Source organism: Streptomyces cylindrosporus, from assembly GCF_022698165.1.
GTDB lineage: Bacteria > Actinomycetota > Actinomycetes > Streptomycetales > Streptomycetaceae > Streptomyces > Streptomyces cylindrosporus.
The window spans coordinates 292,102-317,608 of the sequence record NZ_JALDAY010000012.1 but is presented as its reverse complement, the minus strand read 5'-3'; the positions used below and the strand labels follow the sequence as shown (position 1 = coordinate 317,608).

Sequence of the window (25,507 nt, the reverse complement as noted above, 5' to 3'; positions counted from 1 at the left end):
TGCCTTTCTAGCGGGAAGCCGAGATCGGTTCGGATGTGGGTTCGGGAGCCGCGCGGCCGTCGAGCCGTTCACGCCAGGTGGCCAGCACGGTCGCGTCGGTCGGCTTCGTCACGAGGGATACGACGGCGTAGGCGGCGAGGGAGGCGAGCAGGCCGTAGTAGACGGGCTCGTTGGCGAGGATGCCGTAGCCCGCCATCAGGCCGATCACCGCCAGGCTGCCGACGGTCACGGCGGCCAGTGCCCCCTGCACTGTGCCGCGCTTCCACAGCAGTCCGCCCAGGATCGGGACGAGGAGACCGCCGACCAACAGGTTGTACGCCACCGTCAGCGCCTCCACGACGTTGTTCAGCGCGATCGCCGTACCGATCACCCCCAGGCCCATGATCAGGATGAACGCCCGGTTGCCCTGCACCTCATCATGGTCACCCGAGGTGGCCTTCCCCCGCAGCCGCGACCAGATGTCGTTGTTGGCGACGGTGGCGCAGGCGATCAGCGCGCCGGACGACGTCGACATCACGGCGGCGAGCGCGGCGGCCAGCACCAACCCGCGGACGCCGACGGGGAGTTCGTCCTTGACGATGGTCGCGAAGGCGTCGTCCGGGCTGCCGAGCTTCGGGTACAGCACCCGGGCCGCCGTACCGATGACGGCACCGGCGAGGGCGTACGCGAGACAGTACGTGCCCGCGACCGTGCCGCCCCACCTCGCCGTCCGGTCGCTGCGGGCGGTGAACACGCGCTGCCAGATGTCCTGGCCGATGAGCATGCCGAACGTGTAGATCAGGACGTAGGTGAAGATCGTCTCGCCGCCGATGCCCAGCGGGTCGAAGTACGAGGTCGGCAGCTCGGCCTTCATCTCGGAGAAGCCGCCGGCCTTGACGACCGCGATGGGGAGCAGGAGCAGCAGGACCCCGATCGTCTTCACCACGAACTGGACCATGTCCGTCAGGGTGATCGACCACATGCCGCCGAGCGTGGAGTACGCGACGACGATCGAGCCGCCGAGGATGATCGCGACGGTCCGGTTCATGTCGAAGAGGACGTCGAAGATGGTGGCGTACGCGATGGTCGAGGTGACCGCGAGCATCAGGGTGTACGCCCACATGACGACGCCGGAGATGACGCCGGCCCGGCCGCCGTACCGGAGGTCCAGCATCTCGGAGACGGTGTAGACCTTCAGGCGGGCGATGCGGGCGGAGAAGAAGACGGAGAGGGCGAGCAGTCCGAGCCCGATCGTGAAGACCATCCAGGCGCCGGACAGCCCGTACTGGTACCCCAGTCCGACCCCGCCGATGGTGGAGGCGCCGCCGAGGACGATCGCGGCCATGGTGCCGGAGTACATGGCGGGGCCGAGGCGGCGCCCAGCGACCAGGAAGTCGCTCTTCGACCTGGCGCGGCGCATGCCCCACCAGCCCATGGCCAGCATGCCGGCCAGATAGACGACGATCACTGTGTAGTCGACGGCCATGGGGCCCTCCTTCTGCCGGGTCTGGATCGACAGTAGGTGGCCGGAAAGCGACTGCGAAGTGTACGTTTCATCCATTCGAGCGGTACTGGATGGAGGGAACGTCCATCATGCCGGACCCGGCAGTCCCACCCACCCCACCGGTCCCCCTGGCCGCGCTGCTGGCCCGTGAGGACCTGGCCCTGCGGCAGATCGCGGGCCCCGTCGACCCCGACACCGTCATCCACTGGGCGCACACCTCGGAGATGGCCGACCCGTACCCGTATCTGCTGGGCGGCGAGCTGCTGCTGACGGCCGGGGTGCACATCACGGAGGCGGCGGGCAGCGGCACGTACTTCGACGACTACGTCTCGCGGATCGTGGCGGCGGGCGGCGCGGCGCTCGGCTTCGGGGTGGCGCCGGTGCACGACACGGTGCCGCGGGCGCTGGTGGCGGCCTGCGACGCGTACGAGCTCCCGCTGATCGAGGTGCCTGAGCAGACGACCTTCTCCGGCGTGGCCCGCGCGGTCTGGCAGCTGATGGCCCAGGCGCGCCTCGCCGAACTCCGCCGCGTGACGGAGGCCCAGCAGAGCCTCGCCGCGGCGGCCTCCCGCCCGGATCCGGTGCCGTCGGTGCTGCGGCAGCTGGCCCAGCGGGTGGGGGGACGGGCGGTGCTGTACGGCCCGGAGGGCGTGGAGGTCGCGGCGGCGGGCCGCGTCCCGGAAGGGCCGGGCGTCCACGACTCGTTGGCCGGACTCGCCGAGGTCGTACGCCCCTCGGGTCCGGGCACCCCCACCTCGGCGACCGACTCGGCGGCCGGCACCCACCTGGCCGCCTACGCCCTGGGCGCCGGCCAGGGCTTCGTCCTGGGCGTGGCGTCCCCGCACCGCGAACCGGGCGACCACACGATCGCCTCGGTGGCGGCGGTCCTGCTCTCCCTCCTCACGGGAGAACACCAGAGCGGCACGGGAGCGGCCCGCTCCTCGGCGCTGGTACGGGTGCTGCTGGGCGCGGCACCGGAGGAGGTGGCGCCGCTGCTGGGTGGCGAACGGTGGCTGGTGGTGCAAGCCCGGACCGACGCGGGGTCTGTGGACCCGGTGTCCGCCTCCGCTCTCGGTGCTGCCCTCGGCTCGCCTCTCGTGGATCTCGCCGGTGACGTCGTCCGCGTCCTCCTCCCCGCCGACCGTGACCCCGTGCCGCCCCCCGGCTGGGTCCTCGGCGTCAGTGCCCCCGTCGGGCCCGACTCCTGGGCCTCCGCCGACGCCCAGGCCGGACGCGCGCTCGCGCGGGCGCGGGCCACGCGGGTCGCTCTCGTGCGGCACGGGGAGCGGGGCGGGCTGGCCGAGTTGGTGGGGGCCGAGGAGGCCGCCGCGCACGCCCGCGCCGTGCTCGCGCCGATCGCCGGCACCCCCGCGCTCGCGGAGACCCTGCGCACCTGGCTCTCGCTGCACGGGAGTTGGGACCGTACGGCCGTCGCCCTGTCCGTGCACCGCAACACCGTCCGCCAGCGGATCGCCCGTTGCGCGACGCTCCTCGGCACCGACCTCGACGACCCCGACGTACGCATGGAGTTGTGGTTCGCCCTCCGGCAGCAATAAGTCTCCGGCAGCAACAGGTCCCGTGACGGCAATAGGTACCGCGGCTCATCACCATGAGTACGTGACCCACGTCGCAGCGTCCGGGACGCCAGGGACGCGCGCGGTCCGCTGCCTCACAATGGGTTTCATGCCGATACCCGGGACCCCCAGCCGCGCCGAGCTCGTCGACCACCTCGTACGGACCCGCATCGCGGGCGACGTCGCGACGCCCCGCGAGAACAACCTGAACCACTACCGCAAGCTGGCGAACGGCGACCGCCACTACTGGTTCGGCCTGGAGCTCGGCGACCGCTGGAGCGACGAGCAGGACGTGCTCGCGGTGATGGCGGAGCGGGTGGGCGTGAACGACGACCCGGAGTACCGCTACGGCCAGGACACCATCGACCCCGAGCTGACGGTCGCCGCCCTGGAGCGGCTGGCCGGCCGGCTGCGCAAGGCGGCCGAGGGCCGGCAGCGAGTGCTGTTCGCGACCGGCCACCCGGGCGGCCTGCTGGACGTGCACCGGGCGACGGCGGCGGCGCTGCGGGCGGCCGGCTGCGAGATCGTGGTCATCCCGGAGGGGCTGCAGACGGAGGAGGGTTACGTCATGCAGTTCGCCGACGTGGCGGTCCTGGAGCACGGCGCCACGCTCTGGCACACCCACTCGGGCGAGCCGATGAAGGCCATCCTGACGGGACTCGAGCGCGAGGACCGCCCGCTGCCGGACCTCGTCGTCGCCGACCACGGCTGGGCGGGGTACGCGGGTCAGCACGGCGTGGACTCGGTCGGTTACGCCGACTCCAACGACCCGGCCCTGTTCCTCGCCGAGTCCGAGGGGACCGTACAGGTGACCGTCCCGCTCGACGACCACGTGGTCAGCCCGCGGTACTACGACCCGATGACGGCGTTCCTGCTCGCGGAGGCGGGGCTGGCCTAGATCCCGCTGGGATCCCGTTCAGATCCCGCTCAGATCCCGGAGATCGAACCCGGCGCTCGCTCGTCCCGGGTGAGCGCCCGCACGACCTTGAGCGGGCCGTGTCGGCGGACCGAGAGCCGGGTGAGCAGCTCGATCACCGGCGCCGTCACGTACTCCGGGAACTCCGGTGCCGGCAGGCCCACGCTGCATGCCAGGTCGTCGCTGTGGACGACGAGTTCCAGCATCCGGGTGAGCAGCAGGTCGTCGAGTTCGAGGGACCAGTCGCCCCAGGTGGGGATGTGGACGGGGCGGGAGGCGGGGACGTCCGGCAGCCTGCCCCACAGGTCGGCGGTCGCCCTGTTGATCTCCCGGCGCAGGGCCGCGTGCCCGTCCGCCGCCGCGGCCTCCCCGCCCTGCCGGATGCGCTCGCCGACGGGCGAGTCGGCGCCGCCGTCCAGCCAGGTCACCCGGTCCAGGTAGTACTCGCGCAGCGGGATCACCGGCTCCGTGGGCACGGGCGCGGTGAGCATCCCCGGCAGGGCGAACTCCTGCCAGAACATGTGCCCGGCCAGCCCCCGCACGCTCCACTTCCTGAGCACGCTCGGCTTGTCCCACGCGTCGGCGACGGCGGGCCTGCCCACCAGCTCGCCCGCGATGCCCGCGGCCACGATGAACGCGTCCCGGATCCGTCCGCCCCGCCAGTTCCACGACTCCTCGGCCATGACGGCATCCAACCGCCCACGGCAGCCGGCCTCAACCGCCTTTCACGGCCAGGGACTCAGCCCCTCCTCGCGCCGCTGCGCGAACCCCGGCGTCGGGTCCAGGTACACCCTGCTCACCGCCGGGTACACCGCGCGGATCCGCTGCTCGGCCTGCTCGCAGGCCCACTCGATCTGCGCCGCCGTGGACACGTCCCGGAAGTCCACCTTGGCGGCCACCAGCGCCTCGTGCGGCCCCTGCACGAGCGTGGTCAGCTCCAGTACGGCCTCGACGTGCTCGCTCGCCAGCAGTTCGGTGCGGATCCGCTCCCGCATGGCCTTCGGCAGCGGGCGCCCGATGAGCAGCTCGGCGTTGGAGCGGCCCAGCACCCAGGCGACGACGAGCAGCAGCAGGCCGATGAGGAGGGAGGCCAGGCCGTCCCACACCCCGGAGCCGGTGAGCTGTCCGCCGAGCAGTCCCCCGGCCGCGAGGACCAGGCCGATCAGGGCGGCCGAGTCCTCCAGTACGACGGCCTTCACGGCGGTGTCCGGGGTGTGCCGCAGGTAGAGCTTGAAGGGCGCCTTGAAGCGGGCCGCCTCGCCGCGCGCCTGCCGCAGTCCCGTCCGCAGGGAGTAGCCCTCCAGGAGGAAGGCGACGCCGAGGACGACGTACGAGACGAGCGGGTCGCCCGGCTCCTCGCCCGCGACGAGGGTGTGGACGCCGTCGTAGAGGGAGAAGACCGCGCCGCCGACGAACGTGGCGACCGCGGCGAGCATCGCCCAGATGTACCGCTCGGGGCCGTAGCCGAGCGGGTGGTCCTCGTCGGCGGGTTTCCCGCTGCGTTTGAGGGCGGTGAGCAGGAGGACCTCGGTGACCGTGTCGGCGACCGAGTGCGCGGCCTCGGAGAGCATCGCGCTGGAACCGCTGATGACGCCGGCGACCGCCTTGGCGAGCGCGATCCCGAGGTTGGCGAGGGCGGCGACGACCACCGTGAGAGTGCTCTCGCCGCCGCCGTCCGCTGCTGAGGTCATGCCCTCAGTCTTTCCCCCGGTCCTCCCGGGGGACGCGCACCACGCCTTCCTGGACGACCGAGACCGCCAGCTTTCCGTCCTGCGTGTAGATCCGGGCCTGGCCGAGGCCCCGGCCGCCGTACGCCGACGGCGACTCCTGGTCGTACAGCAGCCATTCGTCGGCGCGGAACGGGCGGTGGAACCACATCGCGTGGTCCAGCGAGGCCCCGACCACGTCACCGACCGCCCAGCCGCCGCGGCCGTGCGCGAGGAGGACCGAGTCGAGCAGGGTCATGTCGGAGACGTAGGTGGCGAGGACGACGTGCAGGAGGGGGTCGTCGGCCAGCTTGCCGTTGGTGCGGAACCACACCTGCGAGTGCGGCTCGCGCGGCTCGCCGAACTTCCCGTACGGCGGCTCCTCGACATAGCGCAGGTCGACGGCCTCGCGCGCCTCCAGGAACCGCTCGGTGATCTCGGCCGGGATGTGGTCGTAGCCACGCAGCCGCTCCTGGGAGGTGGGCAGCGTGACCGGGTCGGGCGCGGGCGGCATCGGCGCCTGGTGGTCGAGGCCTTCCTCGTACGTCTGGAAGGACGCCGACAGCGCGAAGATCGGCCGGCCGTGCTGGACCGCGATCGCCCGGCGGGTGGTGAAGGAGCGGCCGTCGCGGATGCGCTCGACCGTGTACACGATGGGCGCGCCCGGGTCGCCGGGGCGCAGGAAGTACGCGTGCAGGGAGTGGGCGTGCCGGTCGGCGGGGACCGTACGCCCGGCGGCGACCAGCGCCTGGGCCGCCACCTGCCCGCCGAAGACGCGCGGGACGACGGCGGACCGGGAGCGGCCGCGGAAGATGTTCTCCTCGATCTGCTCCAGGTCGAGCAGATCGAGGAGATCCTGTAGTGCCTGGCTCATGGTTACTGGTTGTACCGGGCAGTAATTGCCGGGACCTTACAGACCCATGTCCTTCGCGATGATCGTCTTCATGATCTCGCTGGTGCCGCCGTAGATGCGGTTGACGCGGTTGTCCGCGTACAGGCGGGCGATCGGGTACTCGTTCATGAAGCCGTAGCCGCCGTGCAGCTGGAGGCAGCGGTCGATGACGCGGTGGGCGACCTCGGTGCAGAACAGCTTGGCGGAGGCGGCCTCGGCGGGGGTGAGCTCACCGGCGTCGAGGGCTTCGAGCGCGCGGTCGGCGACGGCCTCGGCGGCGTCCACCTCGGCCTTGCAGGCGGCCAGCTCGAACTTGGTGTTCTGGAAGGACGCGACCGGCTTGCCGAAGACGGTGCGGTCCGTGACGTACTGCTGGGCGAACCGGACGGCGGCCTTGGCCTGCGCGTAGGCGCCGAAGGCGATGCCCCAGCGCTCGGAGGCGAGGTTGTGGCCGAGGTAGTAGAAGCCCTTGTTCTCCTCGCCGAGGAGGTCCTCGACCGGGACCTTGACGTCGACGAAGGCGAGCTCGGCGGTGTCGGAGGTGCGCAGGCCGAGCTTGTCCAGCTTGCGGCCGATGGAGTAGCCCTCGGACTTGGTGTCCACGGCGAACAGGGAGATGCCGTGGCGGCGGTCCTCGGCGGTCGGCGCGGCGGTGCGGGCGCAGACGATGACGCGGTCGGCGTGCACGCCGCCGGTGATGAAGGTCTTGGAGCCGTTGAGGACGTAGTGCGTGCCGTCCTCGGAGAGCTTGGCGGTGGTCTTCATGCCCGCGAGGTCGGAGCCGGTGCCCGGCTCGGTCATCGCGAGGGCCCACATCTCCTCGGCGGTGACGAACTTCTCCAGGTAGCGCTTCTTCTGCTCGTCGGTGGCGAGCATCTTGATGTACGGCAGGGCGAGCAGCACGTGCACACCGGAGCCGCCGAAGTGGACGCCCGCGCGGGCCGTCTCCTCGTACATCACGGCCTCGAACTTGTACGAGTCGATGCCGGCGCCGCCGAACTCCTCCGGCACGTTGATGCCGAACAGGCCGAGCTCGGCGAGCTTGTAGTAGAAGTCGCGCGGCGCCTGGCCGGCGGCGAACCACTCGTCGTAGACGGGGACGACCTCGGCCTCGATGAAGGCCCGGAGGGTCTCCCGGAACGCCTCGTGGTCCTCGTTGAACACCGTACGGCGCACCGCCGGCCCCTCTCTGCGCCTAAACCGGCGCCGCTCTCGCGGATGTGGTTGCTCGCCGTCGGGGTTGCTCAATTGATGGTTGCGGTCCGATGGCTAAGCGCTTGCTCAGAGTCCAACCGTACCGGCGGGTAGGAGGGGCGTCCAGAGGGGTCGTCCCGTAACGCTCGTCACTCCGCCCCGGCCGCCTCGAAGGCCCCCCGTGCCATCCGGTGCAGCAGTTGCGCCGTCGCGCCGCGGCCCGGCAGGGAGCCGGGGCGGCCCAGGTGCGGGGTCGAGTTCAGGAGGCCGAAGACCGAGTGCACGGCGGAGCGGGCGGCGGGCTCCGCCAGCCCGGGGTGGACCTCGCGCAGCACGCCGACCCACAGCTCCACGTACTGCCGCTGGAGCTGCCGCACCAGCTTGCGGTCGCTGTCCCGGAGGCGGTCCAGCTCGCGGTCGTGCAGGGTGATCAGGGGACGGTCGTCGAGCGCGAAGTCGATGTGGCCCTCGATGAGCGAGTCCAGGACCGCCTCCGAGGCGACCCCGTCCGCCTCCGCGAGGCGCCGCTTGGCCCCCGTCAGCAGCTGGCCGCTGATGCCCACCAGCAGCTCGGCCAGCATCGCGTCCTTGCCCGCGAAGTGGCGGTAGAGACCGGGGCCGCTGATGCCGACCGCGGCGCCTATCTCGTCGACGCCGACCCCGTGGAAACCGCGCTCGGCGAACAGCCGCGCGGCCTCCTTGAGGATCTGCTCGCGGCGGGTGGGGGCGTCGGTTCTGGTGGCCATGGAAGTAATTCTAGACAGGGAGGTTAGCGGTCGTTAACCTGAGGGAGATGGTTAACGCTCATTAACAGTCGGCCACTGGGTGAGGGGACCGCAGGATGCACGAGGCACCGGAGCTGACGAGCGCGGCAGACCCCGCGTCGGAGGCCTGGCGGGCCAACGAGGCGGCGCACCGCGCGCTGGTCGAGGAGCTGCACGGCAAGCTGGCCGCGGCCCGGCTCGGCGGCGGCGAGAAGGCGCGGGCCAGGCACACCGCGCGCGGCAAGCTGCTGCCGCGCGACCGGGTGGACACGCTGCTCGACCCCGGGTCGCCGTTCCTGGAGCTGGCGCCCCTCGCGGCCGACGGGATGTACGACGGGGCGGCCCCGGCCGCCGGGGTCATCGCCGGGATCGGGCGGGTGAGCGGGCGCGAGTGCGTGGTCGTCGCCAACGACGCGACCGTCAAGGGCGGGACGTACTACCCGATGACGGTGAAGAAGCACCTGCGCGCCCAGGAAGTCGCCCTGGACAACCGCCTCCCCTGTGTCTACCTGGTCGACTCCGGCGGCGCCTTCCTGCCCATGCAGGACGAGGTGTTCCCGGACCGCGAGCACTTCGGGCGGATCTTCTACAACCAGGCGCGGATGTCCGGCGCCGGGATCCCGCAGGTCGCGGCCGTCCTCGGCTCGTGCACGGCGGGCGGGGCGTACGTGCCCGCGATGAGCGACGAAGCGGTCATCGTCCGCGGCCAGGGCACGATCTTCCTGGGCGGCCCGCCGCTGGTGAAGGCGGCGACCGGCGAGGTGGTCACCGCCGAGGAGCTGGGCGGCGGCGAGGTCCACTCCCGCATCTCCGGCGTCACCGACCACCTCGCCGAGGACGACGCGCACGCCCTGCGGATCGTGCGGAACATCGTCTCGACGCTCCCCGCGCGCGGGGAGCTGCCCTGGGAGGTCACGCCGGTCGCCGAGCCGAAGGTCGATCCGTACGGGCTGTACGGCGCGGTGCCGGTCGACCCGCGCACCCCGTACGACGTCCGCGAGATCATCGCGCGCGTGGTCGACGGCTCGCGTTTCGCGGAGTTCAAGGCCGAGTTCGGGCAGACCCTGGTCACCGGCTTCGCCCGGATCCACGGCCACCCGGTCGGCGTCGTCGCCAACAACGGCATCCTGTTCTCCGAGTCCGCCCAGAAGGGCGCCCACTTCATCGAGCTGTGCGACCAGCGCGGCATCCCGCTGCTGTTCCTGCAGAACATCTCCGGCTTCATGGTCGGCAAGGACTACGAGGCGGGCGGCATCGCCAAGCACGGCGCCAAGATGGTCACGGCCGTGGCGTGCACGCGCGTGCCGAAGCTGACGGTGGTGGTCGGCGGCTCGTACGGCGCCGGCAACTACTCGATGTGCGGCCGCGCCTACTCCCCCCGCTTCCTGTGGATGTGGCCCGGCGCCAAGATCTCGGTGATGGGCGGCGAGCAGGCCGCCTCGGTCCTCGCGACCGTCAAGCGCGACCAGTTGGAGGCGCGCGGCGAGTCCTGGCCGGCCGAGGACGAGGAGGCCTTCAAGGCCCCCGTCCGGCAGCAGTACGAGCGCCAGGGCAACGCCTACTACGCGACGGCCCGCCTCTGGGACGACGGCGTGATCGACCCGCTGGAGACCCGCCAGGTGCTCGGCCTGGCCCTGACCGCTTGCGCCAACGCGCCGCTGGGCGACCCCCAGTTCGGCGTCTTCCGGATGTGAGGACCGATGTTCGAGACAGTACTGGTCGCCAACCGGGGCGAGATCGCCGTCCGCGTGATCCGTACGCTGCGCTCGCTGGGCGTGCGCTCGGTGGCCGTCTTCTCCGACGCGGACGCGGACGCCCGGCACGTCCGTGAGGCCGACACGGCGGTACGGATCGGTCCGGCACCGGCGGCCGAGAGCTATCTGTCGGCGGAGCGCCTGCTGGAGGCCGCCGCCCGCACCGGCGCCCAGGCCGTCCACCCCGGGTACGGCTTCCTCGCCGAGAACGCCGGCTTCGCCCGCGCCTGCGCCGACGCCGGGCTGGTCTTCATCGGGCCGCCCGCCGAGGCCATCTCCCTGATGGGCGACAAGATCCGCGCCAAGGAGACGGTGGAGGCTGCCGGGGTGCCGGTCGTGCCAGGCGGCCGCGACCCCGAACTGGCGGATGCCGCCCGGCAGTTGGGCGCGCCGGTGCTGCTCAAGCCGTCGGCCGGGGGTGGCGGCAAGGGCATGCGGCTGGTGCGGGACCTGACCGTCCTGGAGGAGGAGATCGCCGCCGCCCGCCGCGAGGCCCGCGCCTCCTTCGGCGACGACACGCTCCTGGTCGAGCGGTGGGTGGACCGGCCCCGGCACATCGAGATCCAGGTGCTGGCGGACGGCCACGGGAACGTGATCCACCTCAGCGAGCGCGAGTGCTCATTGCAGCGCCGGCACCAGAAGATCATCGAGGAGGCGCCGAGCGTGCTCCTCGACGAGGCCACGCGCGCGGCGATGGGCGAGGCGGCGGTGCAGGCGGCGCGCTCGTGCGGGTACCGGGGCGCGGGCACGGTGGAGTTCATCGTGCCGGGCGGCGATCCGTCCTCGTACTACTTCATGGAGATGAACACGCGGCTCCAGGTGGAGCACCCGGTCACCGAGCTGATCACCGGCCTGGACCTGGTGGAGTGGCAGCTGCGGGTGGCCGCGGGCGAGGAACTGCCGTACGGGCAGGGCGACATCGGGCTCACCGGGCATGCGATCGAGGCGCGGGTCTGTGCCGAGATCCCGTCCCGCGGGTTCCTGCCGTCGGGCGGCACGGTGCTGAAGCTGGCCGAGCCGCAGGGCGACGGGATCCGCACCGACTCGGGGCTCAGCGAGGGCACGGAGGTCGGTTCGCTGTACGACCCGATGCTGTCGAAGGTGATCGCGTACGGGCCGGACCGGGAGACGGCGATCCGCAAGCTGCGGGCGGCGCTCGCGGAGACGGTGACGCTGGGCGTGCAGACGAACGCCGGGTTCCTGCGCCGACTCCTCGCCCATCCGGCGGTCGTGGCGGGCGAGTTGGACACGGGGCTGGTCGAGCGGGAAGTGGACGCGCTCGTGCGGGACGAGGTGCCCACGGAGGTGTACGCGGCGGCGGTGCTGGCCCGCCAGGCCGCGCTCGCGCCTGCCGCCGACGCCGGTTGGGCCGACCCGTTCTCGGCGGCGGACGGATGGCGGCTGGGCGGCGAGCGGGCGTGGACCCCGCACCACCTTCGGGTGCCGGGCCACGAGCCGGTCACCGTGCGCGTGCGCAGCACGCCGCACGGCGGCGTCGAGCTGCTGCTCCCCGGCGCGGACGAACCCCTCCGGGGGTCCGGGGGCGTGCCCCCGCGTCCTGGGGCCGAGGGCCGGCTCACCTTCATGCTCGACGGAGTCCGCCACACCTTCCACCGCGCCGGCGACTGGCTGGGCCGCGACGGCGACGCCTGGCAGGTGCGCGACCACGACCCGGTCGCCGCGTCCCTCACCCGCGCGGGGCACGCGGGCGCCGACTCGCTGACCGCGCCCATGCCCGGGACGGTGACCGTGGTGAAGGTGGCGGTCGGGGACGAAGTGACCGCCGGGCAGAGCCTGTTGGTGGTCGAGGCGATGAAGATGGAGCACGTCATCTCCGCCCCGCACGCCGGCACGGTCGCCGAACTCGACGTCACCCCGGGCACCACGGTCGCCATGGACCAGGTGCTCGCGGTCATCACGCCGGCAGAGGAGGACCAGTGACACTTCCCATGGTCGTACCGGCCCCGGACCTGCCCGCGCGGGTGCGGATCCACGAGGTCGGCGCACGCGACGGTCTGCAGAACGAGAAGTCGACCGTGCCGACGCAGGTGAAGGCGGAGTTCGTCCGCCGGCTGGCCGACGCGGGCCTGACGACGATCGAGGCGACCAGCTTCGTACACCCGAAGTGGGTGCCCCAACTCGCCGACGCTGAGCAGCTGTTCCCGATGGTGGCCGAGCTGCCGGTGGACCTCCCGGTGCTCGTGCCGAACGAACGCGGCCTGGAGCGTGCCCTCGCGCTCGGCGCCCGCCGGGTCGCCGTCTTCGCCAGCGCCACCGAGTCCTTCGCCAAGGCCAACCTCAACCGCACGGTGGACGAGGCGCTGGCCATGTTCGAGCCGGTGGTCGGCCGCGCCAAGGAGGCGGGCGGCCATGTCCGCGGCTACCTCTCGATGTGCTTCGGCGACCCGTGGGAGGGCGCGGTGCCGGTCCCGCAGGTGGTACGGGTGTGCCGGGCCCTGCTGGACATGGGCTGCGACGAGCTGAGCCTGGGCGACACGATCGGGGTGGCGACCCCGGGTCACGTACGGGCGCTGCTGACCGAACTGGACGTACCCGTCGAGAAGATCGGCGTGCACTTCCACGACACCTACGGGCAGGCGCTCGCCAACACCTACGCGGCGCTGCAACACGGCGTCACGACGGTCGACGCCTCCGCCGGGGGCCTCGGCGGCTGCCCGTTCGCCAAGTCCGCCACCGGCAATCTCGCCACCGAAGACCTCGTGTGGATGCTGCGGGGCCTCGGCATCGACACCGGAGTCGACCTCGGCCGCCTCGTCGCCACCAGCGTGTGGATGGCCGAACAACTGGGCCGACCCAGCCCGTCCCGCACCGTCCGCGCCCTCTCCCACCAGGAGCAGTGATCACAGCCATGGACTACCGCCTCACCCCCGAGCTGGAGGAACTCCGGCGCACCGTCGAGGAGTTCGCGCACGAGGTCGTGGCGCCGAAGATCGGCGAGTTCTACGAGCACCACGAGTTCCCCTACGAGATCGTCCGCGAGATGGGCCGCATGGGCCTGTTCGGGCTGCCGTTCCCGGAGGAGTACGGCGGTATGGGCGGCGACTACCTGGCGCTGGGCGTGGCGCTGGAGGAACTGGCCCGCGTCGACTCCTCCGTCGCGATCACCCTGGAGGCGGGGGTCTCGCTGGGCGCGATGCCGATCCACCTCTTCGGCACCCCCGAGCAGAAGCGGGAGTGGCTGCCGCGCCTGTGCTCGGGCGAGATCCTGGGCGCCTTCGGCCTGACCGAGCCGGACGGCGGCAGCGACGCCGGGGCGACGCGCACGACCGCCCGGCTGGACGAGTCGACGGACGAGTGGGTCATCAATGGCACCAAGTGCTTCATCACCAACTCGGGCACGGACATCACGGGGCTGGTGACGGTCACGGCGGTCACCGGTCGCAAGCCGGACGGCAGGCCCCTCATCTCCTCGATCATCGTCCCGACCGGCACACCGGGCTTCACGGTGGCCGCGCCGTACTCGAAGGTCGGCTGGAACGCCTCCGACACCCGCGAGCTGTCGTTCTCGGACGTACGGGTCCCCGCCGCGAACCTCCTGGGCGAACTCGGCCGCGGCTACGCCCAGTTCCTGCGGATCCTCGACGAGGGCCGCATCGCGATCGCGGCGCTTGCCACCGGGCTCGCGCAGGGCTGCGTGGACGAGTCGGTGAAGTACGCGAAGGAACGCCAGGCCTTCGGCCGGCCCATCGGCGCCAACCAGGCCATCCAGTTCAAGATCGCCGACATGGAGATGAAGGCTCACACGGCCCGCCTCGCCTGGCGCGACGCGGCGTCCCGCCTGGTCACGGGCGCCCCCTTCAAGAAGGAGGCGGCCCTGGCCAAGCTGTACTCGTCCACGATCGCGGTCGACAACGCCCGCGACGCCACCCAGATCCACGGCGGCTACGGCTTCATGAACGAGTACCCGGTGGCCCGCATGTGGCGCGACTCCAAGATCCTGGAGATCGGGGAGGGGACGAGTGAGGTGCAGCGGATGCTGATCGCGCGGGAGTTGGGGTTGGTGGGCTGAGTCTCACCCCTGGGACAGCCCCGCGGACAGCGCGAGCGAGATGCGGGCGGTGTGGTCGTAGGCCCGGCGGGCGGCGTCGAGGACCCGGTCCTGGGTCTCGGGCTCGGCCAGCGCCTCGTTCATGCGCGCGGTGAAGCTCGCCCACCGCTCGCGGTCACCGCTGCCGTAGTAGTCGAGGCCGCCCCTCTCGCCGAGACGGTAGGCCTCCGCCACGTGCCGACGGAGAAACCGGGCGCCCAGCGTGGAGCCCTCGAAGACGTACAGGAACCCGAGCAGCTCCCGCGGTTCCGCGGCCGCCGTACGCCGGATCTCCCGCACCAGCGCCTGCGCCTCCTCGGCCGCGCCGGGGCTCGGCGCCGTACCCGACTCCGCGAAGTACCGCAGGTCGCGGTCGATGAGGGGAACCTTGGCCAGATCCGGCGACCAGACCGAGGCGACGGCCGGGCAGGTGGTGCGGGACAGTTCCTCCTCCAGCGCGTCCAGGACCGGGCGGTAGGCGGTGAGCTGGCCCACGTAGCGTTCGAACGGGAGGGTGCCGGCGAGCATCGCCATGGCGAACCCGGTGGCCTCCAGGGCGTCGTGCCACCCGCGTAGACCTGACCGCAGCCGTTCGGTCAGCGTGCCCGTCATACGCCGCTCCGCTGCCGGACCGTGCTCAGGAGCCGGTCGATGAGGTGGCCCTTGCGCTCGATCGTCACATCGAAGTAGGCGGCGCCTCGCTCGGTCCGGCACACCCCGTGCACGGCTTCCTTGGCGACGCGCTTCAGTTCGACGGCCCGCTCGGCGAGGGAGAGCAGTGTGCGGTCGAGATCGGGATGGCCGAGGATGTACGACTTCAGGTCCTGGCCTGTGAGTTCGGCGGGCGGCGGGTCGTCGTCGAGAAGTTCGAGGAAGACCCGGTTGCCGAGGCCGTCGAAGTCCTCGTGGGTGTTGGCGCCGCCGAGTTCCGGTACGACATCGGTGAGGTCGTTGAACAGCTGGCTGGCCAGGCCGAGTTGACGCATCGCCGCGTCGAGGGCGGCCTGTTCGTCCGGTACGACCCGCAGGGCGGCCAGCGCCGCGTGCAGCGGCATCCAGAAGAGAGTGCCGGTCTTGAGCGCGGCGGTCGACTCCCAGAACTCGACGCGCTCGGCGCGGGGCGCGGCCAGCAACTCGGCCCGCGTCTGCTGCGAGCGGGGGGCCATGTCGGCGGCCTGACCGGTGAATCCGGCGCCGACGGCCCGCAGCAAGCTGTCCACCACGGCCGGATCGGCCGCGTGCCGGAGGGCCGACGTGATCAGCCAGGCACCGGTGTTGAGGGCGACGGGCACGCCGTGGGTGGCGTGCAGCGCGGGCTCGCCGTAGCGGATTTCACTGCCGTCCTGGATGTCGTCGAGCGCGACCGCCGCCTTCATCAGCACCCGCACCGCCACCGCGGCTCGGCGCACCGCCGCGAAGTCGGCCGCTGCGGAGGGGCTCTCGAACTCGCCGGGGAATCCCCGGTAGTTGCGGTAGGCCCAGTACACCATCGAGGGCCGCAGTGGGGCCCTGCCGCCCGGCGTCCCGGCGACCGGGCGCAGCGCCTCCTGTCCCACCTTGGATCCGACGGCATCGGCGACCGGTTCGAACAGGGACCGCCGAAGTGCTCCGCGGTACACGGATCCGGCGTCCGCCGGCCCCGGCGACCTCCCCGACCCGTCGGTCAAGGCCCCCAGGAACGCGGCCAGATCCTCCTCCAGCAGCGCCGCGTCCTCGCGGACCACCGCCTCCACCCCGGTCACATCCAACGTGGCAGTCACACCGGTCTCCGAACATCTCCGCACATCACCACACGTGACTCAACTTCGTGCAGGATGCAGGGAGTTGGCGTGCACGACAAGTGACTTCAAGGCCAACCGCGACCGAAACACGACATGGCAAACACACAGAAACCAACACGGGGCCAGGCGGAGGCCTCGGTGAGGCAGTTGATGCGGACGAGCGCACACCGTCCGGAACGGGCCCGCCGGGTAATCGGGATCCACCGCATCCGCGTCGATGTGCAGGAAGGCGTGATCCCCGTTCGGCGCGGCCCGCCGGAAGATCCTGCCCTTCTTCGTGAAACCGGCCGCCTTCATCGCGGGGGCCGCATGCTCCCGGATGAGCGTGTCCAGGGGGTTCACCGGATCCGCCTCAGATACCGCTCGCGTCCTCGAACACCACTCGGAGGTCCGGGCGGGCGGGGTCGTCCTGCGGGATGCCCGGCGGCAGTACCGGTGCCAGGGTGTGGAAGACCGCGCGCATCGCCCGATCGTCGTACCCGGCGAGCGTCTCGGTCGCCTGCAACAGCAGGCCGCCGCAGCGCAGTTCCCGTACGGCATGGAAGGCACCGGTCGCGGTCAGGCCCAGGGCGCCGCCGAGGCGGGCGGCGAGTTCGGCCGGGACTCCGGTGACCCAGGAGTAGCCGCGCAGGTGGGTGCGGGATTCGGCGAGGTACCGGCGGTGAGTCCGCCCCAGCGCAGCCTCCAGGTCGGAGGTGTCGTGGACGTTGAGGTGGTCGACGCGCGCGAAGACCGGGTCGGCGCCGTCGAGGGCGGCGGCCAGGAAGTCGAGCAGGCGTGAGCAGAAGTCCGGGTCGGCGATCCGGTCACCACCCCGGAGGGACGCGGAGAGCTCGGTGTGCGTACCGCCGCGACCCCGGTGCCGGCTGCCGACCTGTCCGTGATCATCAACCCATTCGTCCTCGTCCGCCGATGGCTCGTGGAAGCCGACGCAGGCGTGGAAGGGATTCGGACGCAACGCGTCGGCGAGCGACGGCCAGTTCTCCCGGACGTCCTTGAGACGGATGTCCCTTCCGCCACCGCGGGACTCGGCGACGACCGCGTACGACTCGCGGAGTCCCTTCGCCCCGTCGGAGAAGAGGAAGTCGATCGCCGTCCGGAACCAGTGCACGACGAGGTCCCCGCGCGACGCGGCCGCACGCTCGTCGAGCGTGGCCCAGATGGTCACGTCCATGGCTCCCCTCAGCCCGACTTCACGAAGTCGAACAAGAACGCGCTGAAGGAGCCGGCCACGCGCATCGGCACGGCGGAGTCCTCGGTGAGGCAGTGAACCGCGCCGTCGGCCAGGTCGACGCAGTAGTAGATGTAACCCTGGTGGGAGGCGACGAACAGGGCGCGGCTCAGGTCGCAGTCGATGCCGGACTCCGTGCACATCGCCTCTGCGCCTGCCCGGATGCCGAGCACCGCCGGATGGAAGACGGTCTCCCCGGCGAGTGTCCGGCCCGAGCCGGCGACCATGCACCGCAGGAAGTCGGCGTATTCGGGATCCAGCGGCGCACCCTGGTCCCGGGAGACCTCCTCCAGTTCGCCCTCGGAGAGGCCCCGGGACTCGCGGTCGTCGATCAAGCCCTCCGCGACCAGCCGCGCGTACACCGTAATGAACGGGCCCGCCGGGTACGCGTGTTGATCGCCGGACGGCACCATCACTCAGCCGTGTCCGATGCCCAGTTGGTCCAGCATCCGGAAGAGCAGTTCCTCCGCGAAGTCGCTGTCCTCCTCCGTGAACGTCGCGAGGAGGCCCGCTGCGTCGGGGGTGAGGCCGGCTTCCCGGGCCCATGTGGTCGCGGCTTGCGCGGCCTGCTCGGGGAGGGGGAACTCGGCGTCGAAGTCCTCGTCGTCGTCCTCGCAGTAGGCCTCGGCGGCCTCACGGGCCAGGCACGCCCGCCAGTAGCCGCCCCCGCGGGAGTACCCCTCGACGAACACCGTGTCGCTGTCCAGCACGAAGCCGGTCAGCGCCGGTGCGCCCGTCTCCTCGGCCAGTTCGGGGAGCATCGCCGGGCCCTCGTCGGCGAGTTCCGGGCCCGGGTAGCGGCCGATCTGCCAGCCGCCGGGCCGGTGTTCGTGTTCGTCGATGCCGTCGTGCCGTTCGATGACGGCCCGGAGGTCGTCGAGCGGGGTTTCGCTGCGGCAGACGACGTAGGAGCCCCAGAAGCCCACGGTCAGCTCTCCTTTGCGGCGCGGCAGGCCAGCCGTTCGCGGGCCCAGGCGGCGAACGGCGGAAACAGCCCGTCCGCCTCGGCCTTGTCGATCAAGGCTGTCAGGTCCCCGACCGGATCGTCGTCCACCCGCAGCACGATCCGACTGATGACCTCGTCCTTGAGCCTCACGAGTCCGTCGTTCGGATTGGTGCGGGTCTCCTCCAGGAGGGTCCTGCGATCCAGGAGTCGCACCATCCGCGGAATCGCGTCCTCAGTGAGGACGCGGGCCAGTTCCCGCCCGCAGACGTCACGCGTGTCCGGCTCCGCGAAGGCCCACCGGTTACGGAAGTGCCCGTCGTCGTCGGGCTGATGGGCCACCCCTCTCGGCGGCACCACCGGAAAGGTCGCCAAGGCACCGCTGGCATTGGGCACGGACGTCTTGGTGAACTCCCGATGGAGAAACTCCCAGTACGGCAATGGAACCATCCACGCGCTCACGTCGAAGACGTACTTCTCCGGGTCCACCGCGTCCGCGTCGACCAGCACGACAGCGGTGTCGCCGTGGGGAGCCGTCAGACGGAAGCTCCTGCCCTTCTTCGCGAAACCGGCCGCCTTCATGACCGGGACCACGTGCTCCCGGATGAGCGTGTCCAGGGGGTTCATAGCCCTCGCTCGCCTTTCTTGCTCACGCCGCCAGTTCGAAGAGACTAGCTGCGACACCCGCGGAGACCGAGACCGCAGCCGCGGTGCCGCCACCTTCGACGATGAGCGGTGCGCCTACGACGACGATGGGCACCAGCAGCGGCCACTGGTTCACTCCGTCCGTCGCCTGGGGGACGATTCCCAGCCCCGGCTGGTCGATGGTCCCGGGGTAGGGGCCGGCCGTCGGCCCCGGGGTCGGCTGTGGGGTGGGCTGTGCGGGCTGGGCCTGCTGGATCGTGGTCATGGGGCTGGGTGTCGGGATCCGCTTGAATTTCTTGTCGTTGGGTTTGCCGTAGATGACGGCGCCGGGCTCGGGGCCGATGACCCTGTCGCCGTTGACCACGGGATAGGGACCGCCGATCGTCCAGCCCAGCACCGCCTTGTCACCATTGGCCCGCATCTTGCCCACGTACCAGTTGGCCTCCGGCACGGCCTTGGCGGCCACGCCCGCCGACTTGACCTCCCACACGTAGTAAATGTCGTGGTTGGGGTCGTAGCCGACGATGTCCGGAACGCCATAGCTGCCGCACGGCAAGGCAGGCGTCTTCATGCACTTCTTGGCGGCCCCCTGGACCTGCAGGTTCTTGTAGATCACGAAGTTCTTCACGCCCAGCTTCTTGACCTGCATCTTGATGATCTCGATGGCGACGTCCCTGGCCTGGTTGTGCCGGGTCGTCTTGTTCCCTGTGGCGGCACCCAGCACCGGCGGCGCGGGACCGTCGTGGCTCGACCCGTCGTACTGGTCGGACTCCGGGTCGTTCTCCGGCTTGTACGTCCCGTACGTGCCGTTGCTGCCCGAGCAGAAGTGGGGGTAGCAGGACTCGAGGCCGGTCGGGTCGGACTGGGTGACCGGGTTGTTGTTGGCGTAGGTGTAGCCGTTGAGGGACTGGCCCTGGTCCGTGGTGAGGACCGGGTCGACGCTGACGAAGCGGCCGGTGACCGGGTCGTACTCGCGGGCGCCCAGGTGGGTCAGGCCGGTGTCGGTGTCCGACGTCTTGCCGAGGAAGCCCTTGTCGTCCGCCCACGTGCCGGTGCCGCCGGAGCGGTTTCCGCCGAAGGGGGTGCTGTAGCGCTTGGTGACGGCCTGCGTGGCCGACTCGAGCGCCAGGGTGGAGGTGCCGTGCCGGTCGGCGGCGAGCCAGGTCAGGGTGTTGCTGCCCGACTTGTTGCTGCGCAGGGCGACGGTGGACTCGCCGGCGGTGTAGTAGCGCTGCGCCCAGTACTTGGCGGTCGAGGTGCTGGTGTCGAGGTGGACCTCGGTGGCGCCGAGGTAGAGGACGGTCTCGCCGGCGGTGTTGCGGCGGATGAGGAGGCTGCCGTCGGCGTCGTAGACGTAACCGGTGGTGCTGCTGCCCTCGACGAGCTTGCCGAGGTCGCCCTCCTCGTTCCAGACGAGGGTCTGTGCGGCGCTGCCGTCGGGGCGGGTGGTGGTGTTGCCGGTCGTGTCGTAGGCGTAGGCGGGTGTCACGCCGGTGCAGGAGGCGGCCGTGATGACCGCCGCCAGGGCGTGCTTGCGGGTGCTGTCGTAGCAGTAGGTCTTCTTGGTGTCGCCGCCGGTGGCGTGGGTGGTCTCGGTGGACCGCAGACCGGAGTCCTGGTACTCGTACGACGTCCAGTAGGGGCTCGCCCCGCCGAGGTTGGCGGTGGTGCGGCCGGCGGCCGAGCAGTCGGCCGTCTTCGGGGTCCAGGCCTCGGTCAGCCGCTGGTGGCCGTCGTAGGCGAAGCACTGGTTGTCCGCCGCCGAGGCCCCGCCGCGCGTGGTGGGGTCGAGGATGGACGTGACGTTGCCCGCGTCGTCGTAGGCGTAGTTGAGCTCCTGGAGCTCGTAGCCGTGGGTCTGGTCGGTGACCGCGGACTGCTTGAGACGGCCCGTGCCCTCCTCGAAGGTGTTGGTGATGTACGCCTTCTTGGTGCCGGTGGCGGAGGAGGTGCCCAGGGTCAGCTGTTCGGTCTCCCCCAGCGCCGAATAGCTGGTGCCGAGGACGTAGCCGCTGGCGCCGGAGACGGTGGTGGGCAGGCCGACTGCGTTGTAGTCGGTGTTGATCTGCTCGGCCGCCAGGCCGCCGGCGGCGGGCTCCTTGGTGTACTGACGGGTGCCGTCGACGTTGTAGTACGAGGAGAAGTCGAGGGTGGCGGACGGCACCGCGCCCGAAGTGACCAGGGCGTCACCGGCCGGCAGGACGATCTGGGTGCCGGTGGGGTGGTACAGGGCGTCGTAGGCGGTGACCTTCTTGGTGTAGGCCGTGCCCGAGCTGCCGCTGCCGCCGACATAGCGGACGGCGGTGTCCAACTGCCCCTTGGCCGCGGTGTCGTAGGTGTAGGCGGTCAACTGGTTCGCGGCGACCTGCTCCTCGGTGGTCGAGGTCAGGTCGGCGGTGGCGGGGGCGCTCCAGGTGCCGGAGACCCGGCCGAGGGTGTCGTAGGCGGAGATCACCACGCGCCCGGCGGCGTCCTTGATCCAGGAGACCTGGTCGAGGTTGGTGTAACCGGTGGTGGTCTTCCCCTTGTCGGGGTCGGTGGAGGTGACCTTGCGGCCGTAGAGGTCGTAGCCGTACGACCAGACGGAACCGTCCGGTCCGGTGATCGTCGACTCCTTGCCGTCCAGGGTGTAGCTGAAAGACGTGGAGGTGTACGCGGATCCGGTGCCGGCGCCGTAGGCGGAGTCCGCCGGGGAGGTGCCGGCGTACTCGCGCCGCTCGACGGTGCGGCCCAGGGCGTCGGTGATCAGCCGGGTCGCGGAGCCGCCGGCCAGGGCGGTCGTCGCGGTGGAGTCGCCGGTGTATTCGGTCGACGTGGTCCAGCGCTTGACGCCGTAGACGTACAGCGAGTTGCCGGTGGCCCGTTCCGCACCGTCGAACGTGGTCGCGGTCTGCTGGGCCGCCTCGCCGTACTCGGCCCGGGTGTAGGTGCCGTTGGGAGTCTTGTCCTGGTCGAAGATCTGCGCGTACGTCTCGTAGGCCAGGCCGCGGCTGTCGTAACGGGTGTCGGTCAGCAGCCGGCCGCCGAGCGGGCTCGGGGACTGGGTCTGCAGGGGTCGCAGCAGTGCGTCGTAGATGCTGTAGGTGGTGTTGTAGGTGCTGCCGTCCGCCTTCAGCGTCGAGGTCGACGTCCAGGACGGAGCGTCGGGCGTGACCGAGTAGGCGTAGGTGTAGTTCGCCGACTGGTCGGAGGAGTGGGAGCGGTTGGGCAGCCAGACCGAGGTGACCCGGCCCAGGGCGTCGTACGCGGTCTCGGTCAGCTTGGTGTTGACGTCGTAGACCTTGGTCTTGGAGCCCCGCGCCGGGTCCAGATAGGTGTAGCTCTTCTGGCTCTTGGGGTTGGTGATCACCGTCCGGGTCAGCGGCCCGGCGTCGGTGGGCGTGTAGGCGGCGCTCGTGGTGTTGCCCGCCGCGTCGGTCACGGACACGGGACGGCCGAGCTTGACCGTCGATGTGTCGTACGCGGTCTTGCTGACGGTCTGCCAGGACGTGGGCGGGCGTTCGCCGTCGGTCGCGCCGGCCGGGTAGGCGGAGGCGCGGCCCTTCCAGGTGGCCAGGCCCAGCGTCGGCGTCTGGGCGGCGCTCCACGCGGTCGCCGAGGTGTTGTCGTAGACGGTCGCGGTGTCGGACAGCACGTCGCCCGGGCTCGCGGCGGACGTCGGCAGGTTCAGTGCGGTCTCGGCCACCGAGCAGGACCGGCCGACGACCCGGGTACGGGAGGGCAGGGCGGTGATGCCCAGGCTGTCGTTGCGCGCGTACCAGTTGCGGGTACAGGTCTCGTCGCCCGACTTGGCGGTGTCGCCCGCGTCGTCGACGGTGGCGGCCATGCCGTAGGCGTCGTACGTGGTCGCGGTGGTGCGGGTGCGCCACTTGGCCGTCGCGGTCAGGTAGGTGTGGGTGTACGCCTTCGCCTCACGGACGAAGTACGCCTCGGTGTCCGCGTACGACTTGTGCTGGGTGGCCGTCTTCTTGGACCAGGGATCGTGGACGGTGACGCTCACCGGTGTCGAGCCGTCGTAGCTGATCTTCTCGCGCAGGAAGCCCGCGTACGGCTCGTTGTCGGTCTGGTCGGCCACGTCGAGACCGCTGACGTCGACACCCGCGACGCTCGCCGAGCGACGGGCGCTCGCGTCGAGTTCGCCGTCCGCGTCCAGCAGCCGGTCGCCGTTCATGCCCTGCAGGTAGAGGGAGACGGTCTTGCTGCGGGTGGTGCCCGTGCCCTTGGTCGCGGTGACCTGGCCGTAGCCGCGGAAGACCGACCAGGTGCGCTCGTCGGCGGGGGTGAAGGGGTTGTCGTCGTAGTGCCAGGCCGGATCGGTGTACGAGTACTGGTACTCGACCGCGTCGTTGTGGCCGGTGGGGTCGGACACGTCGACGGCGAGGACGCGGTACTTGTGGAACCAGTCGATCGACGCCTCCTCGGCGCCGTTGATGTTCCAGAACTGCGGGTAGCAGGACTTGGCGTTGTGGTCGGCCTTGGCCGGGATGTTCGAGCCGCGCACGCACTCCGGCTCGGAGAGCGTGACCCGCGTGATCGAGCCGGTCTCGGAGGTGACGGACTCGATGCGCGGACGGCTCAGCGGCAGGATGTCGTCGGTGGCGTCGACGCGGTTCTCCCGCATCTGGTACGTGAAGGTCACCGGGGGCAGGGTGACGGCGGTGCCGTTCTTGCCGGTGTGCCGCAGGCTCTTGAGCACCAGCGTCTGGTCACTGGTGTCGCCGATGTCCCCGCCGTCCAGGAACTCCTGGGTCAGCGCCCAGGTGTCGACGGCCGTGAACGCGCTGGACGCCGCCGACCAGGCGTAGGTGTCGACCTGGGTGAGTCGCTTGCGGGTGAAGAAGAACGGGCCGCGGACGTCGCAGTTCGCGTCCTTCTTGCAGATCGCGTCGGCCGGCACGTCCGGCCAGTTGTCGGCCGTGGAGTCCTTCAGCTCCGAGCAGTCGGAGGCGGTGCAGCGCTCCTCGTAGGTGAAGGTGACCTTGTCCGAGGTGACGCCGGTGAACAGGGTGTCGGCGCGCTGCCCGTAGAGGATCTTGTCGAGGTGGCCGCCGCGGATGTACTCGGTGGTGGCGGTGGAGGCGCCGTTCTTGCCGTAGTAGTTGGTCTCCGGCGTGTACCAGTACGTCATGGCGTTGCCGTTGAGGTCCTCGACGTAGTCGAGGTTCCAGCGCCAGGCCTGGGTGGTGGAGCGGTCGGCGAAGGCGGAGCCCTGGTCGTAGCCGGGTTCGCCGGAGTCGTCGCCGTAGACGGGCACGGTCCACACGGAGTTGGTGCGTTCGGTGCCGGCGCCGGTCAGCTTGTTCAGGCCGAAGACGTATTTGGTGCCTTCGCCGGTCGTCACCGTCCAGTACTCGCCGTTGCCGTCTCCGTTGTCGGCTCCGGTGGAGTGCGTGACGGTGGAGGCGTCGTCGTTCTTCAGCCGCCACACGCCGGTGGTGTCGTCCTTGACCAGCTCACTGGACTTGCCGCCCAGGACGAGGGAGGCGTTGTCGTACTTCCAGCACAGGTCCGACTTGCCGCTCTGCCCGTCCTTGTCGCAGCTGCCGTAGGACCGCTCGACGTACGAGCCCGAGCTGAGCTCGAAGCCCTCACCGACGGACGTGGACTGGTTGTTGGTCGAGGCGGTGCGCCCGTCGATGCCGCCGGAGTCGTACGACAGCTCCAGGTCGGGCTGGGGGCCGACCGCGGCGGGCGGTGTGGACAGGGGATACGACCAGGTGAACGCTCCGGACGAGCCGCCCGCCTCCCAGGTCGAGGACGAGGACAGCGAGGTCGCCGAGTAGTCGCCCGCCCCGGACGTGGAGGTGCCGGAGGTGGCGGCCAGCGCCAGCACGGTGGCGGAGGAGGCGGAGGCGAGCGCCACGTCCGCCGAGACGGTCTGCCCGTCGACGTCGTTGTCCGAGGACAGCGGCGTACGAGTACGGCAGGCGGCCTTCTCCGGGGTGGTCAGCGCGCAGGCGGGCAGCCGCACCAGCCCGAGCCGCCCCGACCACCCACCCCCATAGGCAGACGCGAACCCCGAGTAGTCCAGCGTGAGATGGGCCCGCCCCGGCTCCGTGGCCGTCGCCGTCAGCAGGACGCCCTTTACGCCCGCGGCCGCCGTGGCCCCGCGGTCCAGCACGCGGATCGACGCGTCGCCGCCGGCCACGTTGCCCACGCTGCCCGGCGCCACCGTCACCGGCAGCCCGCCCGGCTTCGTCGTCGTGCGGGCCGAGCGGCCGGCGGGCACGGGGACGGTCGTCCGGGCCGGCTTCGGCCAGGCCGCGTGCTGTTCGGCGGTGGCGCGGCGGGCCTGCGCGGAGTTCCGCGCGCGGGCCGCGGCGACGGCCGTGCGGGCCTTCTGCGCGCCCAGGCCGGTGACGGCGCGGACGTCGCTGTCCCGCTGCTCGGGCAGGTCCGGCCGGCCCAGACCGCCGCTCGCGGCCTGCGCCGGCTGCACCGCGGGCAGCGCGCCCGTGGCCAGGGCGACGGCCAGCGTCACCACGATCCCGGCGCGTCTGCCGCGCAGCCAACGAACCACTCTCGTACCGGTGTTCACGACAAACCCCTGTCAAGGCACGGCCGCGGGCGCGACCA

At 71.2% G+C, this 25,507-nt stretch carries 19 protein-coding genes; 6 read left to right on the top strand and 13 right to left on the bottom strand.

The features are described from left to right. Positions 1-7 precede the first annotated feature (7 nt). Positions 8-1,465 (bottom strand): sodium:solute symporter family protein, encoded by a 1,458-nt coding sequence (locus MQP27_RS36495; RefSeq protein WP_242773312.1) that lies wholly within the window; start codon positions 1,463-1,465, stop codon positions 8-10. 107 nt (positions 1,466-1,572) lie between these two features. On the opposite strand from MQP27_RS36495, the gene MQP27_RS36490 reads away from it, so the two are divergent. Further along, positions 1,573-3,039, top strand: coding sequence for a PucR family transcriptional regulator (locus MQP27_RS36490; RefSeq protein ID WP_242773310.1), 1,467 nt, complete (start codon positions 1,573-1,575; stop codon positions 3,037-3,039). 127 nt (positions 3,040-3,166) lie between these two features. Next, positions 3,167-3,955 carry a phosphatase gene (locus MQP27_RS36485; RefSeq protein ID WP_242773308.1) on the top strand — a complete coding sequence of 263 codons (789 nt, stop codon included), beginning with the start codon at positions 3,167-3,169 and terminating at the stop codon, positions 3,953-3,955. A gap of 29 nt (positions 3,956-3,984) precedes the next feature. On the opposite strand, the gene MQP27_RS36480 is transcribed toward MQP27_RS36485, so the two are convergent. From MQP27_RS36480 to MQP27_RS36460, 5 genes are all read right to left on the bottom strand, one after another. Next, positions 3,985-4,656 (bottom strand): maleylpyruvate isomerase N-terminal domain-containing protein, encoded by a 672-nt coding sequence (locus MQP27_RS36480; RefSeq protein ID WP_242773306.1) that lies wholly within the window; start codon positions 4,654-4,656, stop codon positions 3,985-3,987. A gap of 42 nt (positions 4,657-4,698) precedes the next feature. Further along, on the bottom strand, positions 4,699-5,664 hold the full coding sequence (locus tag MQP27_RS36475; RefSeq protein ID WP_242773304.1) for a cation diffusion facilitator family transporter: 966 nt from the start codon (positions 5,662-5,664) through the stop codon (positions 4,699-4,701). 4 nt (positions 5,665-5,668) lie between these two features. After that, positions 5,669-6,553 (bottom strand): acyl-CoA thioesterase, encoded by an 885-nt coding sequence (locus MQP27_RS36470; RefSeq protein ID WP_242773302.1) that lies wholly within the window; start codon positions 6,551-6,553, stop codon positions 5,669-5,671. A 36-nt stretch (positions 6,554-6,589) separates the two neighbouring features. Beyond that, on the bottom strand, positions 6,590-7,747 hold the full coding sequence (locus MQP27_RS36465) for an acyl-CoA dehydrogenase family protein (RefSeq protein ID WP_242773299.1): 1,158 nt from the start codon (positions 7,745-7,747) through the stop codon (positions 6,590-6,592). A gap of 167 nt (positions 7,748-7,914) precedes the next feature. After that, a complete protein-coding gene (locus MQP27_RS36460) occupies positions 7,915-8,511 on the bottom strand; it encodes an SACE_7040 family transcriptional regulator (protein WP_242773296.1) in 597 nt (198 codons plus the stop codon). Between the two features lie 95 nt (positions 8,512-8,606). On the opposite strand from MQP27_RS36460, the gene MQP27_RS36455 reads away from it, so the two are divergent. From MQP27_RS36455 to MQP27_RS36440, 4 genes are read left to right on the top strand one after another with little or no spacing between them, the layout of a single operon-like run. Then, positions 8,607-10,223, top strand: coding sequence for a carboxyl transferase domain-containing protein (locus MQP27_RS36455; RefSeq protein WP_242773292.1), 1,617 nt, complete (start codon positions 8,607-8,609; stop codon positions 10,221-10,223). A gap of 6 nt (positions 10,224-10,229) precedes the next feature. Continuing rightward, complete coding sequence (locus tag MQP27_RS36450) at positions 10,230-12,224, top strand: acetyl/propionyl/methylcrotonyl-CoA carboxylase subunit alpha (RefSeq protein ID WP_242773289.1); 1,995 nt, start codon at positions 10,230-10,232, stop codon at positions 12,222-12,224. Further along, a complete protein-coding gene (locus MQP27_RS36445) occupies positions 12,221-13,144 on the top strand; it encodes a hydroxymethylglutaryl-CoA lyase (protein WP_242773286.1) in 924 nt (307 codons plus the stop codon). Before MQP27_RS36450 ends, MQP27_RS36445 begins: the two co-directional genes overlap by 4 nt. An 8-nt stretch (positions 13,145-13,152) precedes the next feature. Further along, positions 13,153-14,313 carry an acyl-CoA dehydrogenase family protein gene (locus tag MQP27_RS36440; RefSeq protein ID WP_242773489.1) on the top strand — a complete coding sequence of 387 codons (1,161 nt, stop codon included), beginning with the start codon at positions 13,153-13,155 and terminating at the stop codon, positions 14,311-14,313. 3 nt (positions 14,314-14,316) lie between these two features. Here MQP27_RS36440 and MQP27_RS36435 read toward each other — a convergent pair whose 3' ends face one another. The 7 genes from MQP27_RS36435 to MQP27_RS36405 all read right to left on the bottom strand — a co-directional run bounded on the left by MQP27_RS36435 (position 14,317) and on the right by MQP27_RS36405 (position 25,469). Beyond that, positions 14,317-14,943, bottom strand: coding sequence for a biliverdin-producing heme oxygenase (locus MQP27_RS36435; RefSeq protein ID WP_242773284.1), 627 nt, complete (start codon positions 14,941-14,943; stop codon positions 14,317-14,319). Continuing rightward, positions 14,940-16,091 carry a polyprenyl synthetase family protein gene (locus MQP27_RS36430; protein WP_242773281.1) on the bottom strand — a complete coding sequence of 384 codons (1,152 nt, stop codon included), beginning with the start codon at positions 16,089-16,091 and terminating at the stop codon, positions 14,940-14,942. Before MQP27_RS36430 ends, MQP27_RS36435 begins: the two co-directional genes overlap by 4 nt. A 373-nt stretch (positions 16,092-16,464) precedes the next feature. Further along, positions 16,465-17,286 (bottom strand): hypothetical protein, encoded by an 822-nt coding sequence (locus MQP27_RS36425; RefSeq protein ID WP_242773279.1) that lies wholly within the window; start codon positions 17,284-17,286, stop codon positions 16,465-16,467. An 8-nt stretch (positions 17,287-17,294) separates the two neighbouring features. After that, the gene (locus MQP27_RS36420) at positions 17,295-17,756 is read right to left on the bottom strand and encodes an SMI1/KNR4 family protein (protein ID WP_242773277.1); all 462 of its coding nucleotides are present in this window, start codon (positions 17,754-17,756) and stop codon (positions 17,295-17,297) included. Positions 17,757-17,759: 3 nt separating this feature from the next. Continuing rightward, positions 17,760-18,269 carry a hypothetical protein gene (locus tag MQP27_RS36415; RefSeq protein WP_242773276.1) on the bottom strand — a complete coding sequence of 170 codons (510 nt, stop codon included), beginning with the start codon at positions 18,267-18,269 and terminating at the stop codon, positions 17,760-17,762. Between the two features lie 2 nt (positions 18,270-18,271). Further along, positions 18,272-18,913 carry a hypothetical protein gene (locus MQP27_RS36410; RefSeq protein ID WP_242773275.1) on the bottom strand — a complete coding sequence of 214 codons (642 nt, stop codon included), beginning with the start codon at positions 18,911-18,913 and terminating at the stop codon, positions 18,272-18,274. A 22-nt stretch (positions 18,914-18,935) separates the two neighbouring features. After that, positions 18,936-25,469 (bottom strand): RHS repeat-associated core domain-containing protein, encoded by a 6,534-nt coding sequence (locus MQP27_RS36405; RefSeq protein ID WP_242773274.1) that lies wholly within the window; start codon positions 25,467-25,469, stop codon positions 18,936-18,938. Positions 25,470-25,507: the final 38 nt, after the last annotated feature.

Excerpts from the sequence above, each read along its gene's own strand:
- MQP27_RS36495 (WP_242773312.1), bottom strand. The coding sequence starts at position 1,465 with ATGGCCGTCGACTACACAGTGATCGTCGTCTATCTGGCCGGCATGCTG.
- MQP27_RS36490 (WP_242773310.1), top strand. The coding sequence starts at position 1,573 with ATGCCGGACCCGGCAGTCCCACCCACCCCACCGGTCCCCCTGGCCGCG.
- MQP27_RS36485 (WP_242773308.1), top strand. The coding sequence starts at position 3,167 with ATGCCGATACCCGGGACCCCCAGCCGCGCCGAGCTCGTCGACCACCTC.
- MQP27_RS36480 (WP_242773306.1), bottom strand. The coding sequence starts at position 4,656 with ATGGCCGAGGAGTCGTGGAACTGGCGGGGCGGACGGATCCGGGACGCG.
- MQP27_RS36475 (WP_242773304.1), bottom strand. The coding sequence starts at position 5,664 with ATGACCTCAGCAGCGGACGGCGGCGGCGAGAGCACTCTCACGGTGGTC.
- MQP27_RS36470 (WP_242773302.1), bottom strand. The coding sequence starts at position 6,553 with ATGAGCCAGGCACTACAGGATCTCCTCGATCTGCTCGACCTGGAGCAG.
- MQP27_RS36460 (WP_242773296.1), bottom strand. The coding sequence starts at position 8,511 with ATGGCCACCAGAACCGACGCCCCCACCCGCCGCGAGCAGATCCTCAAG.
- MQP27_RS36455 (WP_242773292.1), top strand. The coding sequence starts at position 8,607 with ATGCACGAGGCACCGGAGCTGACGAGCGCGGCAGACCCCGCGTCGGAG.
- MQP27_RS36450 (WP_242773289.1), top strand. The coding sequence starts at position 10,230 with ATGTTCGAGACAGTACTGGTCGCCAACCGGGGCGAGATCGCCGTCCGC.
- MQP27_RS36440 (WP_242773489.1), top strand. The coding sequence starts at position 13,153 with ATGGACTACCGCCTCACCCCCGAGCTGGAGGAACTCCGGCGCACCGTC.
- MQP27_RS36435 (WP_242773284.1), bottom strand. The coding sequence starts at position 14,943 with ATGACGGGCACGCTGACCGAACGGCTGCGGTCAGGTCTACGCGGGTGG.
- MQP27_RS36425 (WP_242773279.1), bottom strand. The coding sequence starts at position 17,286 with ATGGACGTGACCATCTGGGCCACGCTCGACGAGCGTGCGGCCGCGTCG.
- MQP27_RS36420 (WP_242773277.1), bottom strand. The coding sequence starts at position 17,756 with ATGGTGCCGTCCGGCGATCAACACGCGTACCCGGCGGGCCCGTTCATT.
- MQP27_RS36410 (WP_242773275.1), bottom strand. The coding sequence starts at position 18,913 with ATGAACCCCCTGGACACGCTCATCCGGGAGCACGTGGTCCCGGTCATG.